Source organism: Aquilutibacter rugosus (assembly GCF_036541335.1).
GTDB lineage: Bacteria > Pseudomonadota > Gammaproteobacteria > Xanthomonadales > Xanthomonadaceae > Aquilutibacter > Aquilutibacter rugosus.
Map to the genome: position 1 here is coordinate 581,962 of NZ_JAZHBO010000001.1, position 20,546 is coordinate 602,507.

Below are 20,546 nucleotides of genomic sequence, written 5' to 3' on the forward strand. Positions count from 1 at the left end.
GTTTCTCGACAGGTAATGCGGTACTGCAAATGGTGCTGCGAGACCGCGAACGCAATCACTGGATCGGTTGGACGAACCCGATCTTTTCCATGTTGGCGTTCTTGGCAATTGCCAGGATCTTGGCCAGTGTGTCGTATTGTGCGTCAGGGCTGACGTCAATTTCGAGCAGCGGCTGGTTGGTCGGATCCTTGGCAATCTCGGCCTTCATCAGATTGCTCAACTGGTTGACAGCCGTAGGGGCGTCATTCCAGAACACCTGACCGGTCGCATCGACGCGCAGCGTAATCGGCGGCGGCGGCGTCTTGGTTTCCGGTGGCGGATTGTTGGTCGGTTGCGGCAGGTTGATATCGATCGGGTACGACGTGATCGGTGCCGTCACCATGAAGATGATCAGCAGGACCAGCATGACGTCGACGAGCGGCGTCACGTTGATTTCCGCCATTTCGCCGCCGCCGGAGTTACTTGCAAAAGCCATGGTTCAAAATGCTCCTATTAGCGGCCACGGTCAGCGATGGCTACGAAGCCCACCTTACGCATACCCTGAGTCTGTGCCAGTTGCACGACTTCCTGGATAGCGCGGTACTTGGTGGTCTTGTCGCCGCGGACGTTGATTTGCGGCTGCGGCGTCTTTTGCGCCTCAGTAGCAAGGAACGTTTCGAGCTGATCACGGGTAGTCGGTGCATCATTCAGGAAGATGCCACCGTTGTCTGTTACAGCAATCGTGATCGGAGGCACAGCCATATTGGTGTCTTTCTTATCCAAATTGGCTTCAGGCAACTTGACCTGGACTTTATGCTGCATGAGCGGCGTGGTGATCATGAAGATGATCAGCAGTACCAACATCACGTCGACCAGCGGCGTGACGTTGATGTCGGCCATTGCGCCGCCGCTATCTCCACCTGAACTCATTGCCATGTTGTGTTGCTCCGAAATCGTATACTGACGTATTGGTTGCTTTGGCTCCGAAGGCAGGGCCCCACCACCAGGAAGGGCCCGCCGGGAGCGGCTGCAGGACTGCTTAGGGCTTAGCGGACGCGAGCGCCGGTAGCGAAGAAGTCGTGCAGGTCGTGTGCAAAGGTATCGAACTTGGCGTTCGTGATCTTGTTACGACGGTTGAAGAAGTTGTAGGCCAGAACGGCCGGGATGGCGACGAACAGACCGATAGCGGTCATGATCAGTGCTTCACCTACCGGGCCGGCGACGGCTTCGATACCGGCGTTACCCGAGCTACCGATGCGGATCAGGGCGTGGTAAATACCCCACACCGTACCCAGCAGACCCACGAACGGAGCGGTTGCACCGGTGGTTGCCAGAACGGTCATGCCGTTTTCGAGCTTGGAGGATTCGCGGGTAACGGCTTGACGCAGAGCGCGGTCAACAAATTCCGAACGCGACAGCGAGCCGGCCAGTGCGTTGCTGCCTTCACCGGTGGTGGTGTGGTGCGAAGCAGCTTGGGCAGCATCGAGAGCGATCTTGGAGAACGGTTCCGAAGCCGGTTGTTCTTCCATGTAGCGCATGGAATCTTGAAGGTTAGGGGTTTCCCAGAAGGTGTTGACAACCTTGTCCGAAACCGACGACAGGCGCATGTTGCGCATGAAGTTCATGGCGATCGAGTAGATAGACATGATGGACATGAGTGCCAGGGTGATGAAGACGATCCAACCTACGGTGTCAAAGTTTTGCAGCAAGTGGGAAAAACCCATTTGTTGAAAAGCTTCGGCATTGTTGGTGCCTCCGGTTGCAGCGGCGGTGGTTTCCTGCAGCATAACGCTTACCTTTTAAATGTCGTTGAAAATGAAAAACTGGGGTGTTGCTGATTAAGGGTGTTGCCGTGGCGGGCGAACCCGCCTATCCGGCTCCGAAGTCCGATTTACTCCGGAGCGAATTCATAGTCGACGGAGACCGTCGCACCGACACGCTGACCGTCTCCGTTGACGCCGGCGTTGTACTTGGAACGCTTGGCGGCATCGAGTGCGGCGCGGTCGAGATTACGGTTGCCCGAGGACTTGCCGACGCGAGCACTAACCACGTTACCGTTAGCATCGATCGTAACCAGAATGGTGACCGTACCGCCGATACCGGAGTTCAACTCGGCACGTGGATATTCCGGTTGGTTCAGGCCATACGACGACGGGTCAATACCTGCCTGACGCGGCTTTTCGGACGGCTTGGGCGGGGTTGCCGGTGCACGCGGAGGTTGCGGAGCGACCGGAGCAGACGGCGGTGCCGGCGGCGGGGCCGGAGTCGACATCGGCGACGGATCGTCAAACACGACCGGCGGCTGCGGTGGCGGCGGCGTCGGTTGCGGCTTGGGAGTGATCTTGGGTTGCTCTTTGAGCTTGATCACTTCCTTGATCGGTTCCGGCGGCGGCGGTGGCGGCGGCGGCGGTGGTGGCTTGATGATGTTCACTACGGTGACATCTTCGTCAGCCTGGGCCACCGGCGGCGGCGCCATGGGCGCGAGCATGAACAGCAACGCGGCAGCGTGCACAGCGATCGCGGCAGTGATGCCGGCGACGCGCGGCCAACTGATGGCGTTGTCGTCCTTCTCGTCCAGGCGTTTGTAGTTACGGATTTCAAGCTCTTGCATAAGGCGCCGTGGGTCTATGGTCTAGGCCCGCACTTTGGAAAAAATACGGACTGTCAGGGGAATAAACCCGCTGGCCACCTGAATGACCAGCGGGAACCTTCAATATATACCGCAAAAAATAGTGACTTCCAATACTTGAAGTTATTTTTTTTTGTGGTATCTGGGTATTACTTCTTTTTGATGATGACGGTCTTGCCGCCCTTGTCGGGCAGCGCTTTGATTTCTTTGAGCGTCTTCATGTCGGCAGCGCTCAAGCCGCCCTTGGCTTCGGCCTTGGCAGCAGCAGCCTTCGCGTCGACATTACGACCCTGATTCCAGTACAGACGCGCAAGGTTGAGATAGGTGGTGCCCTTGCTCGACAGCGGACCGGCCTTCTCGAAGTTTTCGATGGCTTTGCCCTCCTGACCGAGGAAGTAGTACGACTGCGCCAGTGCCGCGTAAACGTTGTAATCCGCAGTCAGAATGTTCTTTTTTAAGCCTTCGGTGATGATGTCGATGACTTGTTGCTCGGCGCCTTCAACCGGGGCCATGGCAAGGAACAGGTTGCGGTAGTCGGCATCCGTGGTGAGCAGGTTGGCGGCACGCATGCGGTTCATGACAGCCAGCGCTTCGGCATCTTGCTTGTTCTGCTGGAGCAGGGCGATGTAGTTGGTCTGTGCGACTTTGTTGGTCGGGTTCCTGTCGGCCAGAGCCTTGGCTTCGGCCAGTGCACCGGTCAGATTGCCCGACTTGCTCATCGCCAGCATATACAGCTGTTTCCAGCTTTCGTTCGGCGTCGTGCTCGAGTCGATGGCGGACTTCACTTGCGTCGCAGCCTCGGCGTATTGGCCTTGCTCGTACAAAGACGTACCGAGGATGTACAGCGCGTTCGGATCCTTGCTGTTGGTCTCGGTCAGGAACTTGCGCGCCGTTGCTGCAGCGCCCGCGAAATCCTTGGCGTTGGATTGCGCAACGGCCAGATTGAACATGGCCGCGTAGTGATTGTCGTTGCTCAGTGCATTGGCCGTCAGTGCGGTCTGATAGTACGAGATCGCCTTGGCGTAGTTTTTGGCATTGGTTGCGACCACGCCGGCGATTTGCGCCGCATAGGCCTTGTCAAAGGCATTGGATTTGGAATCGTTCAGCACGCTGTCGGTCAGCGCCAGAACCTCGGCGTTTTTACTCGGATCGGCGTAGATCTTGATGATCTCGTTGATCTTTTTGGCGTTACCCGCGGTCACCGCCATGGTCTTGGTATTGGGTTCCGCGCGTGTAGCGGCGGGATAGAGTTTGGCGGCTGCTTCCTGCTTGGCAGCAAGTGCAGGCGCAGCGAGTAGGGCGGTGCCGCCGATGGCAGCAGCAATAGCCAGGGCGAGCAGGGCGCCGGTGGACTTGTTGAGGTTCATGGGGACGTGACTCCGAATTTCAGTACAGACAGATGCCCTACACGCTACGGCAAAAAGCGCCCGCATGGCAATACGGGCGCTTAATGTGCCTGGTAGTGGTCAGGCAGGATCTAGCCGCAACGCGGACGGATACCGGCCTTTTGGGCCGCCTGATAGGTGGACACCAGGCCATCGGCACGCGAGCGCAGTTCGCTAATCCGGTTGGCGGGGTCCGGGTGAGTGGACATCCACTCAGGACCGCGGCTCGAGCTTTGCGAAGAGATCATGTTCTGCCACAGGTTCACAGCCTGGCGCGGATCAAAACCGGCCTTGGCCATCAGCTGCTGACCGACCACGTCGGCCTCGGTTTCCTGCTTGCGGCTATTGGGCAGCACGAACAGGCCCTGCGTACCGACGCCACCAAGCACCTGTGCGACCTGGCCGGCGCCTTCGCCATAGCGCGAGCCCACTACGGCACCCAGCACGTTTACAAGCTGCTGTGAGGCCATTTGACGGCTGACGCGTTCGTTGTGGTGACGGGAGACCACGTGGCCGATTTCATGGGCCACTACGGCTGCCAGCTGGTCCTGGGTCGTTGCGACCTTGAAGATGCCGGTGTAGATGCCGACTTTGCCGCCGGGCAGGGCAAAGGCGTTGGTCTGATTGTCCTGGAACAGGGCCGTCTCCCAGCCGGTGTTGCGGTATTGCGTCGGCAGCTGGTTGACGATGCTGTTCACCACGCACTGGACGTAGCGGGTTTGTGTGGTGTTGGTCGATTGCGGCAGCTTGGCCTTGTACTCGGCGAAGGCTTGCGCACCCAGCTGATTGAGCTCGGCATCGGACACCGCGGCGTACTGGTTACGTCCGGTGGGCGAGGTGGTGGTGGCACAGCCGGCCAGCGCGGTAACGAGCGCCGCACCCAAAATTGCAGTCTTGATCATCTCCAAAGTCCCTGATGGTGGTGGATGACCATAGTGTCCGACGCGGACCCTTAACGGGAGGTGGAGGAGCCGGTAGATGGTAAATGGAGAATGGAAAATGGTAAATGGGAGTTGGAGACTGGTAAAAGCAAGAGCGGCGGCCCCACTCCCAACAGTCAACAGTTGTTGCTGTTGCTGTTGCTTTTACCAATTACCAAATCCCATTTACCAGTTACCACTCGACATCGTAGGGCTTAAGCCCTAGATGTCGAGGTTGGCGACCTTGAGGGCGTTCTCTTCGATGAATTCGCGGCGCGGCTCGACGACATCGCCCATCAGCGTGCTGAAGATCTGATCGGCAGCGACAGCGTCTTCGATACGGACTTGCAGCAGGCGACGCGTTTCCGGGTTCACCGTGGTGTCCCAGAGCTGGTCGGGGTTCATTTCACCCAAGCCCTTAAAGCGCTGGATCTGGCGGCCTTTCTTGGCCTCGTCGAGCAACCAGGTGTGGGCCGCCGCGAAGCTGTGGACGCTCTCGCTACGCGAACCGCGCACGATCCGAGCTCCCTCACCAATCAGGCCATGCAGGGCCGCTGCCGCCTCGCGGATGGGACGCAGCTCGCCGCCCTCAAACACCGTCATTGGTAGGATCTGCAAGGTCTCTTCGCCCATGTGACTGCGATGCAGGACCAGCGCGCCCGGGTTGTTCTCCGTGGGCGCGCGCAGTTCAAGACGGTAGACCGGTTCGCCCAAAACGCCGCGATTGAGGCGCTTTTCAAGGGCGGCCAGTTCGGCACCCTCGTCAGTACTGGCACTGAGCGAAGCGGCATCGAGCGGCGTGAAATCAATCAGTGCCTCGAGCAGACGGGCATCGTAGCGGTTGGACAGACGCACGATGGCCTCGCGGGCACCGGCGAACACCAGCAGCAGCTGCTCGAGTGCTTCACCGCGGATCGGTGGTGCATTTTCACCAGGGTGCAATTCGGCGCCCTCGATGGCGTTGCTGGCCAAGTAGCGATCCAGCGCCGCGTCATCCTTGATGTACAGCTCGTTTTTGCCCTGTTTAATCTTGTACAGCGGCGGCAGGCCGATGTAGATATGACCGCGCTCGATCAGCTCCGGCATCTGCCGGTAGAAGAACGTCAGCAGCAGCGTGCGGATGTGCGAACCGTCGACGTCGGCGTCGGTCATCAGAATGATGTGGTGGTAGCGCAATTTATCCGGGTTATATTCGTCCTTGCCGATGCCGGTGCCGAGCGCCGTAATCAGCGTGCCCACTTCCGGGCTGTTGAGCATACGGTCAAAGCGGGCGCGCTCGACGTTGAGGATCTTACCCTTGAGCGGCAGGATGGCTTGCGTCTTGCGGTTGCGGCCTTGCTTGGCCGAACCGCCTGCGGAGTCACCCTCGACCAGGAACAGTTCGGACTTGGCGGGATCCTTTTCCTGGCAGTCAGCCAGCTTGCCGGGCAGGCCGGCGATATCGAGCGCACCCTTGCGGCGGGTCATGTCGCGAGCCTTGCGGGCCGCCTCACGGGCACGCGCCGCATCGACAATCTTGGATGCGATGGCACGGGCCTCGTTGGGGTGTTCCTGCAGGAAATGCTCCAAACGTGCACCGAACGTGCTGCGAACTGCAGGCTCTACGTCAGAACTGACCAGTTTGTCTTTGGTCTGGCTGGAGAAGCTCGGGTCGGGCACTTTGACCGACAGAACGGCGATCATGCCTTCGCGCATGTCATCACCGGTCAGATCCAGCTTGGCCTGTTTGGCGATGCCGTTCTGGTCGATGTAGCGCTTGAGCGTGTCGGTCAGAGCGGCGCGGAAGCCCTTAAGGTGGGTACCGCCATCGCGCTGCGGAATGTTGTTGGTGAAGCAGAACATGGTCTCGTTGTACGAGTCTGTCCATTGCATGGCCACATCGACCACAATGCCGTTCTGCTCACCGGTCACCGAGATGACATTGGGGTGCAGGGGCGTACGCGTTTTGGCCAAATGCTCGACAAACGAGGCAATACCACCGGCGAACTGGAACACATCCTGCTTGCCTTCGCCGCGTTCATCGATCAGGGAGATCTTGACGCCCGAATTCAGGAACGACAGCTCCCGCAGGCGGCTGGCCAGCACTTCGTAGTGGAAATCGATACTGCTAAAGGTGGATTCTGCCGGCAGGAAGCGGATACGGGTACCACGGCGATCACTGGCCTCCTGTCGCTCCAGCGGGGCCACCGGCACGCCGTGGCGGTATTCCTGGTGGTAATGGTGGCCATCGCGCCAGATATCGAGCCACAGGTGCTCGGACAGGGCGTTGACCACACTGACACCGACGCCGTGCAGACCGCCGGAGACCTTGTAGCTGTTGTCGTCGAACTTGCCACCTGCGTGCAGGATGGTCAGGATCACCTCGGCTGCGGAGCGACCCTCTTTTTTGTGCATATCAACAGGGATACCGCGGCCGTTATCAATCACCGAGCACGAGCCATCCTGGTGCAGGGTAATGGTGACCTCGTTGGCATGACCGGCCAGCGCCTCGTCGATGGAGTTGTCGACCACCTCGAACACCATGTGGTGGAGGCCGGTGCCGTCGTGCACATCGCCGATGTACATACCCGGCCGTTTGCGTACCGCATCGAGTCCCTCAAGGACCGAGATGTTGTCGGCCGTGTAATTGTTGGTTTGGGGGGTCTCGGACGGGTTTTGAGCCATGCGATTGGAATCCTGTAGTTGGCGGCTAGGGGACCGCCGAATGAACAGGTTATTTTAGCATATTTCCAAGTTTTCCACAGGCGATAAAATCGCGGAAACCTCTATAAATCTCGAGAAAATTCCGCAACTTAGCGATAGGGTTCCGTGACCCTGATTTGACCGTGTTCCACGTGGAACATTCGGGTCTCGGCGTCGTGAGTGCCGGTCAGTCCCGCGGGTATCGCTGTGCCGGTGATAAAGGTCTGGGCGCCGCTACGCTCCAGCCAACTCAGAACTTTGGCCTGGTGATCCGCATCCAATTCCGAGGCCAGATCGTCCAAGGCAATAATTGGCCAGTGCCCGAGCCGTTGGGCTAACTGCTGCGCCTGGCCCAGCAGGCAGGCCAGCGCCAGCAGCTTGGCTTGTCCGCGCGACAGGTGCTCCCTCCCCGCAAACCCTACCAGCTCCGCAGTCCAGTCAGCCCGATGGGGCCCAACGGAGGTAAATCCGGCCAGTCGGTCGCGTTCGCGGGCATTCAGCAGCGCATCCGCCAATGGCATCTGATCCGCCCGCCAGCCCGGCAGATAAGTTAGGCCCTGAAACCGCAGGCTTGGCGCCAACTCCGAAGCCACTCGCGCAATCTCCAGCTCCAGCTCAGCCAAATAGCCCACTCGCGCGTCGGTAACGCGTTCTCCGGCCGCCACCAGCTCCTGGTCCCAGGCCACCAGCTGGCTGACCGGCGCATGTTGCTTGAGCAGTGCGTTGCGCTGCTTGAGCGCCCGGTTGTAACGTCGCCACGCCGGAGTGAACGACTGTTCCACGTGAAACAATCCCCAATCCAAAAACCGCCGCCGATGTTCCGCCGCCCCCATCACCAAGTGATGAGAACCCGGTTCAAACGTGACCACTGCAACGGCGGCGCACAGATCGCCCAATGCGGCCACGTCCTCGCCGTCCAGCCTAGCCGTCCAATCCCGCCCGGCATGCCGAAGGCCAGCCCGACGACGCCGCTCCCCGGCCAGACCCGGCTCCTGCCACTCGGCCACCACCTCTAGATCGGCCGCACCGGCCTGAATCAGGCCATCGCCGGGCCTTCCACGGAAGCTACGGCCGTAAGCGAGCAGGTGCAGGGCCTCCAACACGCTAGTCTTGCCGGCCCCGTTGTCACCTACCAGTAAGTTGCGGCCTCGCACAGGGACGAGCTGCACCGTTTCAAAGCGGCGCAAGCGACGAATGGTGAGAGAGGTCAGGTACACGAGTGGTTACAGGAGCAGCGCGGCAAAGAGAAGGGAAGTAAGGATTCTACGGGCATAGGCGGGGCCTGCAGCACGCCAGATCCCGTTGGACAGCAATGTTTCACGTGAAACATAAGCAAAACGCCCACTGGGTGGGCGCTTTGCGGTGAAACCGGAGACAACTAACCGTCACAGACGCAGCGGCATGACCACGTGGCGGCAACGTTCGTTCGAGGCTTCCTGCACCAGCGCCGAGGAATTGGCATCCTTGACCTTGATGACGATCTGGTCGTCGCGCAGCGAAGTCAGTGCATCAAGCAAATAGACCACGTTAAAACCCATTTCCAGGCCATTGATCGTGGTTTCGGCTTCGAGTTCTTCGTTGGCTTCGTCCTGATCGGGGTTATTGGACGAAATGTGGACCTTGCCGTCATTGATTTCCAGGCGCACGCCCTTGTACTTGTCGTTGGCGACGATCGCGGCACGTTGCAGCGCCGAGCGCAGCACTTCGCGGTCGGCACGGATGCTCTGATCCGCGCCAATGGCCATCACGCCCTCGTAATCGGGGAATTTGCCGTCGATCAGCTTGGAGGTAAAGCACAGGTCCTCGCGTTCGACGCGGATGTGGCCCCGGCCGATTTGCATTTTCAGCACGCGATCACCGCCTTCGAGCAGGCGTTGCAGCTCCTGCACACCCTTGCGCGGCAGAATGATCTGGCGCGGCGTGGCTTGCGGGGTATCCAGCTGATGCTCGCACAGGGCCAGACGGTGACCGTCGGTGGCCACACAACGCAACGAGTTGGTGCGCAGATCGAACAGCAGGCCGTTCAGATAAAAACGGACGTCCTGATTGGCCATCGCAAAGGCGGTGCGATCAATCATTTCACGCAGAGCCGACTCCGGAATCTCCAGCGATTCGGTTGCATCAATTTCATCAATCGAAGGGAAATCCAGGCTCGGCAAGGTGGAAAGTGCGAACTTGGACTTGCCCGATGTGATCGTGACGCGTTCCTGGTTGACCTTGACCGTGATACGGCTGCCGTCGGGCAACGCGCGGACCAGATCGTACATCTTGCGGGCCGGAATCGTGATCTCGCCGTTCTCGGAGTCTTCGACCGCGATGCGGGAAATCATCTCCACCTCCATGTCCGTAGCCGTCAACGACATGCGCCCATCTTGAATTTGGACCAGCAGGTTGCTCAGAACCGGAAGCGTGTGCCGGCGTTCGACGACGTTGATGACCTGCGTCAGGGCTTTGAGAAAGACTTCGCGTTGGAGGGTAAAACGCACGGAAGGGTCCTTTGGTAAGCTCTATACACTCTTGTGTATAAATCAAAACGGTAGTGGTAGTAGTGTGCCTAAAAACCGTTGGAAACCATGCATAACTATTTGATTTACAACGATTTTCTGGCAAGGATAACTCTGGTAAAACAGGGTTGAAGCCTTGGGTACAACTTGTGGAAAACTTTGCCGCTTGATTGGTGACCTTGAGTTATCCACAGGTTGTCACCAATTGCTGCACATCTTGTGCCCGCGTCCGTACACAGCTTATTCGGACAATTTGCGGATCAATTTCTCCCAGTCCTGATGCACCTTGCCGTCGGTCCGGATCTTTTCCTGGATGCGACGGCAGGCGTGCAACACCGTGGTATGGTCGCGCCCGCTAAAGGCATCGCCAATTCCCGGCAAACTTTCGTCAGTCAGTTCCTTGGCGAGCGCCATGGCCATATGCCGTGGCAATACCACAGTAGCGCGTCGTCCCGGTCCCAACAGATCTTTGATCTGCAAGCCGTAATAGTCTGCCACGACTTTGATGATGTTAGGAATCGAAAGCGACTGGCGCTGCGACTGGAACAGGTGCTTGAGCGTTTCCTGCGCAAACTCGACCGTAATCGCCTGGCCGGTGAAATTAGCGTTGGCAATCAGGGTATTGAGGGCGCCTTCGAGCTCACGCACGTTGGACTGGATGCGTTTGGCCAGCAGCATGGCCACGTCATCGGGGATGAAATGGCCGCGATCCATCGCTTTGCGGGCCACGATATTGGCGCGGGTCTCAAAATCCGGCGGATCGACTGCCACCGCATGACCCGACGCCAGCCGCGATTTGAGTCGCGAATGCAGCCCGTCGACCTCTTTCGGGTACCGGTCGCAGGTCAAAATCAGCTGTTTCTGACCGTCAAATAAGGTGTTGAACGTGTAGAAGAACTCCTCTTGCGTGGCTTCACCACGCGCCAGGAACTGCACGTCATCGACCAGCAGACAGTCGATTTGCCGGAATTGGCGCTTGAATTCTTCCTGCCTCTGGTTCAGTACGGCGCGGCGGAACCCGTTGAGGTACTGCTGCGAGCTCAGGTACAGAACGCGCGCCTTGGGGTTGCGGCGTTTGATCTCGTTGCCGGCCGCAAACATCAGGTGGGTCTTACCCACACCGGTGCCGCCGAACAGTAACAGCGGGTTGTTGGTGCGTTGACCGGGATTCTCGGCAGCCTGCAGAGCAGCGGCGCGCGCCATCATGTTGCTGCGGCCTTCGACAAAGTTGTCAAAGGTGAACTGACTGTCCATGTAGCCGTGAAAATCGCCGGCGAGCTCATCGTCACCGTTGCTTTCGGACGGGTCAAACAAGGTCGAAGGGCCAGTCACGCGGGTCGGCGCACTGCCCACAGCAGCAGAAGTGGCCGGCAATAGCGGTTTGCTGGAGGGCAGGGAGCCCACTTCGAGCTGGACATCCTCGACTTGCATGAAATGACGGACCAGCTCGCGAATGCGCGGCAGAAAATCGCTGCGAACCTGCTCGAGCGCGTACGCATTGGGTGCCAGCAGCACGAAGGCATCGCCACGCATCAACGGCTGCAGCGAGGCGACGTACATCTGCACGTCTCCAATGGGATATTCGGCCTCAAGCCGTTCCAAGCAGCGCTGCCAAGCGTCCATCAAACCCGTCGATTCACCCTAATACCAGACCGAATAGACTAACACCCCAGCCCGTTTGCCGCCGATCAAAATGTCATCGTCACGGGTGCAACCCGCTAAACTATGACTCTATCCGTAGTTCCTTAGAGATTCTTCATGAGCGATGCGCCCGTCAATTCCAAGCCCACGCGCGATCAGGCCGAGGCGGCCGTCCGCACCCTACTGAGCTGGGCCGGTGACGATCCGAGCCGCGAGGGCCTCATTGACACCCCAAAACGCGTGGTCAAGGCCTACGAAGAATGGTTTGCCGGTTACCTCATGGATCCCTCCGAGTACCTCAAGCGCACCTTCGAAGAGGTCGAGGGCTACGACGAGATGATCGTGCTGCGTGACATCCCCTACGAGTCGCATTGCGAGCACCATCTCGCGCCGATTATCGGCAAGGCCCATATCGGTTACCTGCCCAACGGCCGCGTGGTTGGCATTAGCAAGCTCGCCCGCGTGCTCGAGGCCTACGCCAAGCGCCTGCAGGTCCAGGAAAAAATGACCTCGCAAATTGCGCACGTGATCCAGGAAGTGCTGCAACCGCTGGGCGTCGGCGTCGTGATCGAAGGCTCGCACGAATGCATGACCACCCGTGGCGTGCACAAACGCGGCGTCGGCATGATCACCTCGACCCTGCTCGGCCAGTTCCGCGACGATCCGCACACCCGCGCTGAATTCCTGCAGTTTGTCGGTGTTGACCGGCGCTAACCGCTAAGCGCCGGCGCGCCCCAGCGCGGCCCTCTGCCCCCCCGGGACCTTTTCCGATGACTGCCCTGTCACCCATCACCGGTTCGCGCCGGCAGGCCGCGCTGATCTTTATCTTCATCACCGTACTGATTGACGTCATTGCGTTTGGCGTCATCATTCCGGTGCTGCCACAGTTGATTAAGGATTTTGTCGGCGGCAGTGATGCCACCGCCTCGCACTGGATTGGCATTTTCGGCACGCTGTTTGCCGCCATCCAGTTCGTCAGTGCACCGATTCAGGGCGCACTGTCCGATCGCTACGGGCGTCGCCCGGTGATTCTGCTGTCCTGCCTGGGACTGGGACTCGACTTCATCCTGATGGCGCTGGCCCCCAATCTGACGTGGTTGCTGGTGGGTCGCTGTATTTCGGCAGTGACTTCCGCTTCGTTCACTACAGCCAATGCGTATATTGCCGATGTGACCGAGCCCGAGCAGCGCGCCAAGTCGTTCGGCATGATCGGCGCGGCCTTCGGAATCGGATTTATCCTGGGCCCGGCCATTGGCGGCACCTTGGGCGCACACAATCTGCACTGGCCGTTCTGGTTTGCGGCCGGTCTGGCTCTCCTCAACGGGCTTTACGGCCTGTTTATACTGCCCGAATCGCTGGCGCCGGAGCATCGCAGCAAGAACATTCAATGGGGCAAGGCCAATCCGATCGGCTCGTTCGCACTGTTAGGACAATATCGGGCGATCTGGCCCCTGGCCGCGATCATCCTGATCGCCAATTTGGCCCACTACATTTATCCGACCATCTTCGTGCTGTATGCCGACTATCGTTACGGCTGGGGTCCGCAGCAAGTCGCAGCGGTATTAGTCGCCGTTGGTGTCTCCAGTGTGGTGGTCAACGGTTTTGCCGTCGGCAGAATCACGCGTCGTCTCGGCGAACGACGGGCCATGGTGCTGGGTCTGACTGCCGGTGCGCTGGGATTTGCGCTCTACGGGCTGGCTACTCAGGGCTGGATTTTCTGGCTGGGGATTCCGATCAGTGCGCTGTGGGCGCTCAGTGGTCCGGCGGCGCAGGCCATCATTACTCGCAGCGTCGGCAAGGACGTGCAGGGCCGTATTCAGGGCTCGCTGTCGTCGCTGGTATCGCTTGCCGGCATTGGCGGACCTTTGCTGTTCTCGGGCGTCTTTAGTGCCTTTATCAGCCAAGACGTGGCGACTCCGATGCCGGGAGCGCCCTGGTATCTGGCGGCCATCTTGCTGGCGGTAGCGGTGCTGATCGCCGTGCAATACGCCCGGGTGGAGCCGTCGTCGGCCGATTAAGCGGGTTCGTCGGGAATCAGTTCCGACTCGAGCCGGGTAATGGCGTCTTTTAGCTGCAGCTTGCGCTTTTTCAGGCGTGTGATGGCCAGCTCGTCGCGGCGGACAGAGGCCTGCAACGATCCGATCGCCGCATCCAGATCGCGGTGTTCCTGGCGCAGCTGAACCAGCCACATTGCCGCTTTGCTCGAGTCGAGGTCATCCATGCGGCCAGCTTATAATGTCGGGCTGATGACTACAAATCTCCCCATGCATCCGGCCGCCGATCCCGCCGTGCTGCCGTTGGCCGCGCCCGTGCTCCGTTCGCGCAAGCACGCGCACGAGCAGCAACGGCTGGCCAAGCGCTTGCGCCACCAGGTGGGCCGAGCCATCGCCGACTTCAACATGATCGAAGAGGGCGATCGGGTCATGGTCTGTCTGTCGGGCGGCAAAGACAGTTACACGATGCTCGACATCCTGCTGCAGCTTCAGCAAAAGGCGCCGGTGAACTTTGAGATCCTGGCGGTCAACCTGGATCAGAAGCAGCCCGATTTCCCGGAACACATTCTGCCTGAGTATCTGCAGGCGATCGGCGTGCCCTTCCACATCATTGAGCAGGATACGTACTCGGTTGTGACGCGCGTGGTGCCCGAGGGCAAGACGATGTGCTCGCTGTGTTCGCGTCTGCGTCGTGGTGCGTTGTACACCTACGCCGAGGAACATGGCTACAACAAGATTGCATTGGGTCATCATCGCGATGACTTGCTGGCCACGTTCTTCCTCAATCTGTTCCATCACGCCAAGATCAGCGGCATGCCGCCCAAGCTGCAAAGCGACAACGGCAAGCACATCGTGATTCGTCCGCTGGCCTATGTGCAGGAAAGCGACATCGTCGAGTACGCGACGGCTAAAGCCTTCCCGATCATTCCGTGCAACTTGTGCGGCTCGCAGGAAAATCTGCAACGCAAGCAAGTGGGTTTGATGCTCAAGCAGTGGGAGCGTGAGCATCCGGGGCGTCTCGAGTCCATGGCGAACGCGCTGGGCGACATCCGGCCTTCGCAATTGTCCGATCCGTCGCTGTTTGATTTCCGTTCGTTAGGTTCTTCGTTGCCGGCCGAAGGCAACACCGTCAGCAATTGGCTCGGCAGCGAGCGGAACCCTTCGTAATTTCATTTGCATTGATTGCGGTTCGCGACGACGCGTGCCGTTAGAGAGTTATTGATCCATGTTGTTTAAGAACGCTACGTTTTTTCTGTTTTCTCCGACCTTGGAATGGAGCCATTTCGATGAGCAGCTGCAGGACTGCGAACTCAAGCCGGTGCAAGGTCTCGAACTGGTATCGCGCGGATTCGTGTCGCCCTATGGCGAAGACTCCGAAGTACTGAAGATGGAACAGGGTCCGGTGCTGGCAGTACATAGCGCACAACAGGAACGCTTGCTGCCCGGTGCTGTCGTCAACGAAGCGCTGCAGAAGAAACTGCGTGAGATCGAAAAGGCCGATGGCCGTCGTCCCGGTTCCAAGAAGCGCGCGCAGATCAAGAGCGACTTGATTCTCGAGATGCTGCCCAAGGCCTTCATTAAATCCGCACGCACCACCGCGATCCTGGACACGGCCAAAGGTTGGATTGCCGTTGATACGGCATCGCGCAAGCAAGCGGAAAATGTTGTCAGCGAAATTCGTCGGGCCATGAGTTCGTTCCCGGCCTTGCCGTTGAATGCCGAACAGTCGCCGCGTCAGATCCTGACTTCGTGGCTGATGGGTGGTGACATGCCCGAGGGCCTGGTGCTCGGGCTCGAGGCCGAACTGCAGGATCCGGCCGAGCAGGGCGCCACGATCAAAGTGGCCCGCATGGATCTGGCCAGCGAAGAACTGCGGCAACATATCGAAGCCGGTTTCCAGGTCGTGCGACTGGCGCTGATCTATAACGATCGCGTCGGTCTGACCTTTGGCGACGATCTGGTCGTGCGCAAGATCAAACTGCTCGAGGCCGCAACTGAAAATCTGGATACCGGTGATGCCGACGATGCCCGCGCCGAACGCGATGCATTGCTGGCCCTGATGCATGGCGAGTTGGCCGAGCTGTTCCGGGTGCTCGCAGCTGAATTCCGGTTTACCCCGGTGCAATGACACTGACCGAGCGCCTACGGCAGTTGTTGTCGGCGGCGCCCGCTACGCCTTCGGACGCGGAGTGGACGCATCTCGAAGGCGATCATCTGCAGTTGCGTCACGGTGACGAGTTCATTCCGGTGCGCTTGCGTCGTGAACCGCGCGCTCGTGCAGCGCGCTGCAAGTTTCGCGGCCACGGTTTTACCGTGAGCCTGCCACCGCGCCAATACAAAGCCCCCGCATCGGTCCTGCATGAGTTCACACCGTGGATCCGCGAGCAATGGGGACGTTTAATTGCGCACGCCGTGCCGTTGCCGCAAGTGCAGATCACGTCAGCGGTGCCGCTATGGGGCGAGTCCGTACCGCTGGAGTGGCAACACGGACGCTCACTCGTTCTACAACTGCGCGAAGGCCGCATCATCGCGCAGGCTCCGCCGGCTGCTGTCGCAACGCATCGGTTTGGCGCGGCACTGCGACAGTTCTACGAAGCACAGGCTCGCACGCGCGCACATGTCGCTCTGCAAACTTGGGGCGAGGGGATGCCGCGATTGCCTTCGCGACTTGTGTTTAAAAATGTGGACAGTCTGTGGGGCTCGATGTCATCGACGGGATCCATGACCTTGGAACGTTCGCTCGCGTTAGCGCCCGATTACGTCTTTGATTATCTGGTGGTGCATGAGCTGTGCCATCTGCTGCACATGGCGCACGACCGTGCGTTCTGGCATGAGGTGGGTTTGCGTCTACCCGACTATCGCCGTGCGGAACAATGGTTGAGCAACAATGGCCCCTTGTTGCGACTCAATGCAGCGCGACTGATGACTCCGCAACTTTATTTGGCCGCTACCGACCGCCGTTAGTTGGCGGCACGCTCAAGAAATTCGGCAACCAGCGGACCGATCGTGTCCGGGTCTTCCATGTGCAGATGGTGCGTCCCGTCAACGATGTGCAGACCGGCGCTCTGCAGTTGCGTCACACGATGGCGGCGCATGGCATCGGGAAAATAAGACTGCGGCGGATCGGCCAGAATCACGCGAGTGGGGCAAGCAATACCGCGGATCAGATCGAGTGCCTGCGGCTCCGTCAGACGAAACGCGGTGGGTTGCGTCAATCGCTGATCCGAGGACCACACAAAGCCGTCTTCAAACGCATCCACGCCGCGCTCTACCAGTAGACGTGCGACCGGCTCGCTCAGGTGATTCACTTGCATGCGCAGCGCGATGGCCTCGTCCAGAGACTGAAACACCCGCAACGGCCGACGCGGACGGGCCGCGGCTTCGAGCGCTTCGCGAAAGCGTTCGGCGGTTTGCTCGGCCGGATGCGTCAGTGCGCCCAGTGCTTCAATCGCAACAAAGCGATCAACGCGCGAAGGCACCGCCGCCGCGATCAGACTGCACACGACCGAGCCGAGCGAGTGACCCAGCAGACTGAAACGGTGCCAGCCCAAGGCATCGACTACAGCAAGACCGCAACGCGTTAAGGTCAGCGCGGTGTAATCGGACGAGATCGGCAGATGATCACTTTCACCATGACCGATCTGATCAATGGCAACCAGTTCGCACTGTTCCAGCCATGGTGCCACCGGCAAAAAACTGGCGCTGTTGTCCAGCCAGCCATGCAAGGCCAGCACGCGCGGAGCGGTGGCCGAGGGTGCTTCGAAACGCCAACCACGAATGTGACCGAACACAGTCTGCACTTCGAAGCGTTGGCGCTCACGCATGTCGATCAACCCAATTCGCCAGCGCGGCGGCATGTTCCGGAGCGCCGTTGAGGCAGGGAATAACGCGCGCGCGACCACCGGCAGCCTGCACCTTGGCGGCAACACCGATCTGCAGTTCCTCGAGCGTCTCCAGACAATCGACGGCAAAACCGGGAGTCACGATATCAATCGTGCGCGTGCCCTCGAGCGTGAGCTGCACGGCAGTGGATTGCGTGTCGGGCAAAAGCCACGGCTCCCGTCCGAACCGTGACTGGTGAGTCAGAGTCCAGTCCTCTAGCGTCAAGCCCAGTCGGCGCGCAATTTCAGCAGCGGCGAAGGCATTTTGCTCGGGGTACGGATCGCCGGCGTCGGCCAGACGTTGCGGGATTCCGTGGAACGAAAACAGCAGATGCTCGCCGCGGCCATGTTGCTCCCAGCTGCGACGAATGCTGTCAGCGACCGCGTCGAGCCAGGCCGGATGCGCAAAATAGGGCGGAACGACGTTTGCACCGGGGGCAACGGCATCGACCACATCCTGCACCGAGGCGACTGTAGTGATCGAGTATTGCGGATACAGCGGCAAGACACGGACGTCCTTGACGCCGGCGGCAACCCAGGCGCGCAGCGTGGCCGCCATGTCCGGATTGCCGTAGCGCATTGCAGCAGCAACCTCCCAGTCGGGCCGGAGTTCGCCGAGCCGGGCGGCCAGTGCGGCCGTCTCCACAGCCAGCGGCGAGCCTTGCGCAGTCCAGATCTCGCGGTATTTGCGCGACACCGGGCCGCTGCGCAACGGCAGGATCACCAGATTGAGGATCGGCAGCCACTTCCAGCGCGGCAAGTCGACGACGCGCTCATCCGACAGAAATTGCCGGAGATAGCGCCGTACCGCCGTGGGCGTGGGCGCATCGGGCGTGCCGAGATTGACCAGAAGGACGTGCGGCTTGCCGGCAGCGGGAGCAATATATGAATTCATAGGGCGTCCCTATTTTGCGCTATTCTTAAGGACTATCCAAACGGTTTCGGTGGCCTGACAAATCATGGGCAGTTTTAGCATTTGGCATTGGTTGGTCGTGTTGGCGATCGTGGTGATCGTGTTCGGCACCAAGCGTCTGCGCAACGTCGGCCAGGATCTGGGCGAGGCCGTTAAGGGCTTCAAGCAAGGCATGCGCGATGAAGATCCTAACGCTCCGCGTCCCCCGCTCGAGCATCGTCCCAACGCGGACACCCAAGACAGCACGGCGGACACCACCCGCACCGGCACCGACTCCAACGGCGATCGGACGCCTTAATCCAACCGATGTGCGGCGGCGCTCTGAGTGGCCGTCGTTCGGACCGGATGGAACCTTGACCCGTGTTTGACGTCGGATTCAGTGAGATCCTGCTCACCTTATTGGTAGCCTTGGTCGTCCTGGGCCCCCGTCGGTTGCCGACGGCGGCCCGCTACGTGGGTCTCATGGTGCGCAAGGCGCGGGCCCAATGGTTCGCCGTCAAGGCAGAATTCGAGCAGGAGCTGGCGGCCGAGGATCTCAAGCGCTCCCTGCGCGAAACGCAGCAGGCCCTGCGGGATGCCGAGGACGAGATTCGTCGCGGCGCCGACTCGGTCCAACGCGAGGTTACGGAGCATCGCGATGAGCGCTGAGCAGAGCGCTGCGCCACCTGAGCGCCTTATTGATCACCTATTAGAACTGCGCTCGCGTTTGCTCAAGGCGGTTGCCGGCTGGTTGCTGGTCCTGCTGGCGTTGCTGCCGTTTGCCAACAAACTGTACGGCTGGCTGGCCAAACCTCTGCTCGACAAACTGCCCGCCGGCGGGCAGCTCATCGCCATTGATGTGGCGGCTCCGTTCTTTACGCCGCTAAAGCTGGCGCTGGTGGTGGCCATGGTGCTCAGTGCGCCGTGGGCGCTGTACCAGTTGTGGTCGTTCGTGGCGCCCGGTCTCTATCAGCGTGAAAAGCGCCTCGCCCGGCCCTTGCTCGTCTCTGCGGTGTTGCTGTTCTATATCGGCTGCGCCTTCGCCTACTTTCTGGTGTTGCCCACCGTGTTCGGGTTTCTGGCCAAGACTACCCCCACGGGCGTGGCCATGATGACGGACATCACGCACTATCTCGACTTTGTGCTGGTGATCTTTCTGGCGTTCGGGCTGTCGTTTGAGCTGCCGGTGGCGCTGGTGGTGGCGGTCGCGCTGGGTGCGGTCACGCCTTCGCAGTTGCGTGAGTGGCGCGGCTATGCGGTGGTGGTGATCTTTATCATTGCCGCTATTCTGACGCCGCCGGACATTCTGTCGCAGCTGCTGTTGGCACTGCCCATGATGGCACTGTACGAGCTCGGCATCGTCGCCGGCGGCTGGGTAAAGGCAAAAAACTCGCCAGTGGCGGATGCTTGAGTTAAACTAATCCCGTTTTGCTGGGCCTTCCTGGGGCTGGCTTGTTGATATTGTCCTCTGCGGTCGGACGCACATACCATGCGTTCCGGTCTCGAACTGACCCTTAAGGTGCACTTGTGCGTAATTACGACCTTGAATTCCTGAAACGCTTCTCGCTGGTGATCCTGTTCCTTCTCGCGGTCATGGTGGCCCTGATTTTTGCAGGTATTCACCTCGGCAAGTCCATCCCGCCCGAGGTCAGCAAGAGCGCTCAACAGCAAACGGTCAACCGCATTGCGCCGACCGGTTCGGTCTACGCCGGTGCCGAGGGTGATCTGCGCAAGCAAGCCGCCGCCGATGCCGCGCTGGCTCGCGCCAAGGCCAATGTCGCCTTTGGTGGCACGCTCGATGGCAAGGTCATCTATGACGGCCTGTGTGGCGCTTGCCACAAGTCCGGTTCGGGCGGCGCACCGACGCTGGCCGGCGGTCAGTTCAAGGCTCGCCTGGCCAAGGGCGAAGAAACCCTGATCAAGCACGCAATTGAAGGCTTCACCGGCGCTGCCGGCGTGATGCCTGCCCGTGGCGGTAACCCGTCCGTGAGCGATGAACAAATCAAAGCCACCGTTGAGTGGATGCTCGCTCAGTAATC

Annotated in this window: 22 protein-coding genes; 9 read left to right on the forward strand and 13 right to left on the reverse strand. The window is 59.9% G+C overall.

Annotation, left to right across the window (positions count from 1 at the left end; genetic code table 11):
* Positions 1–55: 55 nt before the first annotated feature.
* The 10 genes from V3390_RS02760 to dnaA form a co-directional block, all read right to left on the reverse strand.
* Positions 56–475, reverse strand: coding sequence for an ExbD/TolR family protein (locus V3390_RS02760; RefSeq protein WP_331689307.1), 420 nt, complete (start codon positions 473–475; stop codon positions 56–58).
* 17 nt (positions 476–492) lie between these two features.
* On the reverse strand, positions 493–915 hold the full coding sequence (locus V3390_RS02765) for an ExbD/TolR family protein (RefSeq protein ID WP_331689308.1): 423 nt from the start codon (positions 913–915) through the stop codon (positions 493–495).
* Positions 916–1,025: 110 nt separating this feature from the next.
* The gene (locus tag V3390_RS02770; RefSeq protein WP_331689309.1) at positions 1,026–1,766 is read right to left on the reverse strand and encodes a MotA/TolQ/ExbB proton channel family protein; all 741 of its coding nucleotides are present in this window, start codon (positions 1,764–1,766) and stop codon (positions 1,026–1,028) included.
* A gap of 104 nt (positions 1,767–1,870) precedes the next feature.
* A complete protein-coding gene (locus tag V3390_RS02775; protein WP_331689310.1) occupies positions 1,871–2,590 on the reverse strand; it encodes an energy transducer TonB in 720 nt (239 codons plus the stop codon).
* Positions 2,591–2,757: 167 nt separating this feature from the next.
* The gene (locus V3390_RS02780) at positions 2,758–3,975 is read right to left on the reverse strand and encodes a tetratricopeptide repeat protein (protein ID WP_331703262.1); all 1,218 of its coding nucleotides are present in this window, start codon (positions 3,973–3,975) and stop codon (positions 2,758–2,760) included.
* 110 nt (positions 3,976–4,085) lie between these two features.
* On the reverse strand, positions 4,086–4,892 hold the full coding sequence (locus V3390_RS02785) for a M48 family metallopeptidase (RefSeq protein ID WP_425493010.1): 807 nt from the start codon (positions 4,890–4,892) through the stop codon (positions 4,086–4,088).
* A gap of 243 nt (positions 4,893–5,135) precedes the next feature.
* Positions 5,136–7,577 (reverse strand): DNA topoisomerase (ATP-hydrolyzing) subunit B, encoded by a 2,442-nt coding sequence (gene gyrB, locus V3390_RS02790; RefSeq protein ID WP_331703264.1) that lies wholly within the window; start codon positions 7,575–7,577, stop codon positions 5,136–5,138.
* Between the two features lie 128 nt (positions 7,578–7,705).
* Entirely contained in the window at positions 7,706–8,812 is a 1,107-nt protein-coding gene (gene recF, locus V3390_RS02795; RefSeq protein ID WP_331703265.1) for a DNA replication/repair protein RecF, read from the reverse strand.
* A 168-nt stretch (positions 8,813–8,980) separates the two neighbouring features.
* Positions 8,981–10,081 (reverse strand): DNA polymerase III subunit beta, encoded by a 1,101-nt coding sequence (gene dnaN / locus V3390_RS02800; protein WP_331689315.1) that lies wholly within the window; start codon positions 10,079–10,081, stop codon positions 8,981–8,983.
* Positions 10,082–10,339: 258 nt separating this feature from the next.
* The gene (dnaA, locus tag V3390_RS02805) at positions 10,340–11,722 is read right to left on the reverse strand and encodes a chromosomal replication initiator protein DnaA (RefSeq protein WP_331689316.1); all 1,383 of its coding nucleotides are present in this window, start codon (positions 11,720–11,722) and stop codon (positions 10,340–10,342) included.
* Between the two features lie 135 nt (positions 11,723–11,857).
* Here dnaA and folE point away from each other — a divergent pair, with 135 nt between their 5' ends.
* Both folE and V3390_RS02815 read left to right on the forward strand, forming a co-directional pair.
* Positions 11,858–12,454, forward strand: a complete 597-nt coding sequence (gene folE / locus V3390_RS02810) for a GTP cyclohydrolase I FolE (protein WP_331689317.1) — start codon at positions 11,858–11,860, stop codon at positions 12,452–12,454.
* 56 nt (positions 12,455–12,510) lie between these two features.
* A complete protein-coding gene (locus V3390_RS02815) occupies positions 12,511–13,758 on the forward strand; it encodes a TCR/Tet family MFS transporter (RefSeq protein WP_331703266.1) in 1,248 nt (415 codons plus the stop codon).
* Here the strand turns inward: V3390_RS02815 and V3390_RS02820 are convergent.
* Complete coding sequence (locus tag V3390_RS02820; RefSeq protein WP_331689319.1) at positions 13,755–13,961, reverse strand: YdcH family protein; 207 nt, start codon at positions 13,959–13,961, stop codon at positions 13,755–13,757. The genes V3390_RS02815 and V3390_RS02820 overlap by 4 nt on opposite strands.
* Before the next feature lie 25 nt (positions 13,962–13,986).
* Between V3390_RS02820 and ttcA the strand changes: the two genes are divergently transcribed.
* Genes ttcA through V3390_RS02835 form a run of 3 tightly spaced genes read left to right on the forward strand, consistent with a single transcriptional unit; the run spans position 13,987 to position 16,698 of the window.
* Positions 13,987–14,901, forward strand: a complete 915-nt coding sequence (gene ttcA, locus V3390_RS02825) for a tRNA 2-thiocytidine(32) synthetase TtcA (protein ID WP_425492986.1) — start codon at positions 13,987–13,989, stop codon at positions 14,899–14,901.
* 58 nt (positions 14,902–14,959) lie between these two features.
* A complete protein-coding gene (locus V3390_RS02830; RefSeq protein WP_331703267.1) occupies positions 14,960–15,862 on the forward strand; it encodes a recombination-associated protein RdgC in 903 nt (300 codons plus the stop codon).
* The gene (locus V3390_RS02835) at positions 15,859–16,698 is read left to right on the forward strand and encodes a M48 family metallopeptidase (protein ID WP_331703268.1); all 840 of its coding nucleotides are present in this window, start codon (positions 15,859–15,861) and stop codon (positions 16,696–16,698) included. The genes V3390_RS02830 and V3390_RS02835 overlap by 4 nt, the downstream gene beginning before the upstream one ends.
* Here V3390_RS02835 and V3390_RS02840 read toward each other — a convergent pair.
* Positions 16,695–17,558 carry an alpha/beta fold hydrolase gene (locus tag V3390_RS02840; protein ID WP_331703269.1) on the reverse strand — a complete coding sequence of 288 codons (864 nt, stop codon included), beginning with the start codon at positions 17,556–17,558 and terminating at the stop codon, positions 16,695–16,697. The two genes, V3390_RS02835 and V3390_RS02840, sit on opposite strands and share 4 nt — an antisense overlap.
* Positions 17,551–18,510, reverse strand: coding sequence for a ferrochelatase (gene hemH, locus V3390_RS02845; RefSeq protein ID WP_331703270.1), 960 nt, complete (start codon positions 18,508–18,510; stop codon positions 17,551–17,553). The genes V3390_RS02840 and hemH overlap by 8 nt, the downstream gene beginning before the upstream one ends.
* Before the next feature lie 64 nt (positions 18,511–18,574).
* On the opposite strand from hemH, the gene tatA reads away from it, so the two are divergent.
* The 4 genes from tatA (at position 18,575) to V3390_RS02865 (ending at position 20,544) form a co-directional block, all read left to right on the forward strand.
* Complete coding sequence (gene tatA, locus V3390_RS02850) at positions 18,575–18,826, forward strand: Sec-independent protein translocase subunit TatA (protein WP_331689324.1); 252 nt, start codon at positions 18,575–18,577, stop codon at positions 18,824–18,826.
* A 62-nt stretch (positions 18,827–18,888) separates the two neighbouring features.
* Positions 18,889–19,176 (forward strand): Sec-independent protein translocase protein TatB, encoded by a 288-nt coding sequence (gene tatB / locus V3390_RS02855; RefSeq protein WP_331689325.1) that lies wholly within the window; start codon positions 18,889–18,891, stop codon positions 19,174–19,176.
* Positions 19,166–19,918, forward strand: coding sequence for a twin-arginine translocase subunit TatC (tatC, locus tag V3390_RS02860; RefSeq protein WP_331703271.1), 753 nt, complete (start codon positions 19,166–19,168; stop codon positions 19,916–19,918). The genes tatB and tatC overlap by 11 nt, the downstream gene beginning before the upstream one ends.
* A gap of 116 nt (positions 19,919–20,034) precedes the next feature.
* A complete protein-coding gene (locus V3390_RS02865) occupies positions 20,035–20,544 on the forward strand; it encodes a c-type cytochrome (protein ID WP_331703272.1) in 510 nt (169 codons plus the stop codon).
* Positions 20,545–20,546: the final 2 nt, after the last annotated feature.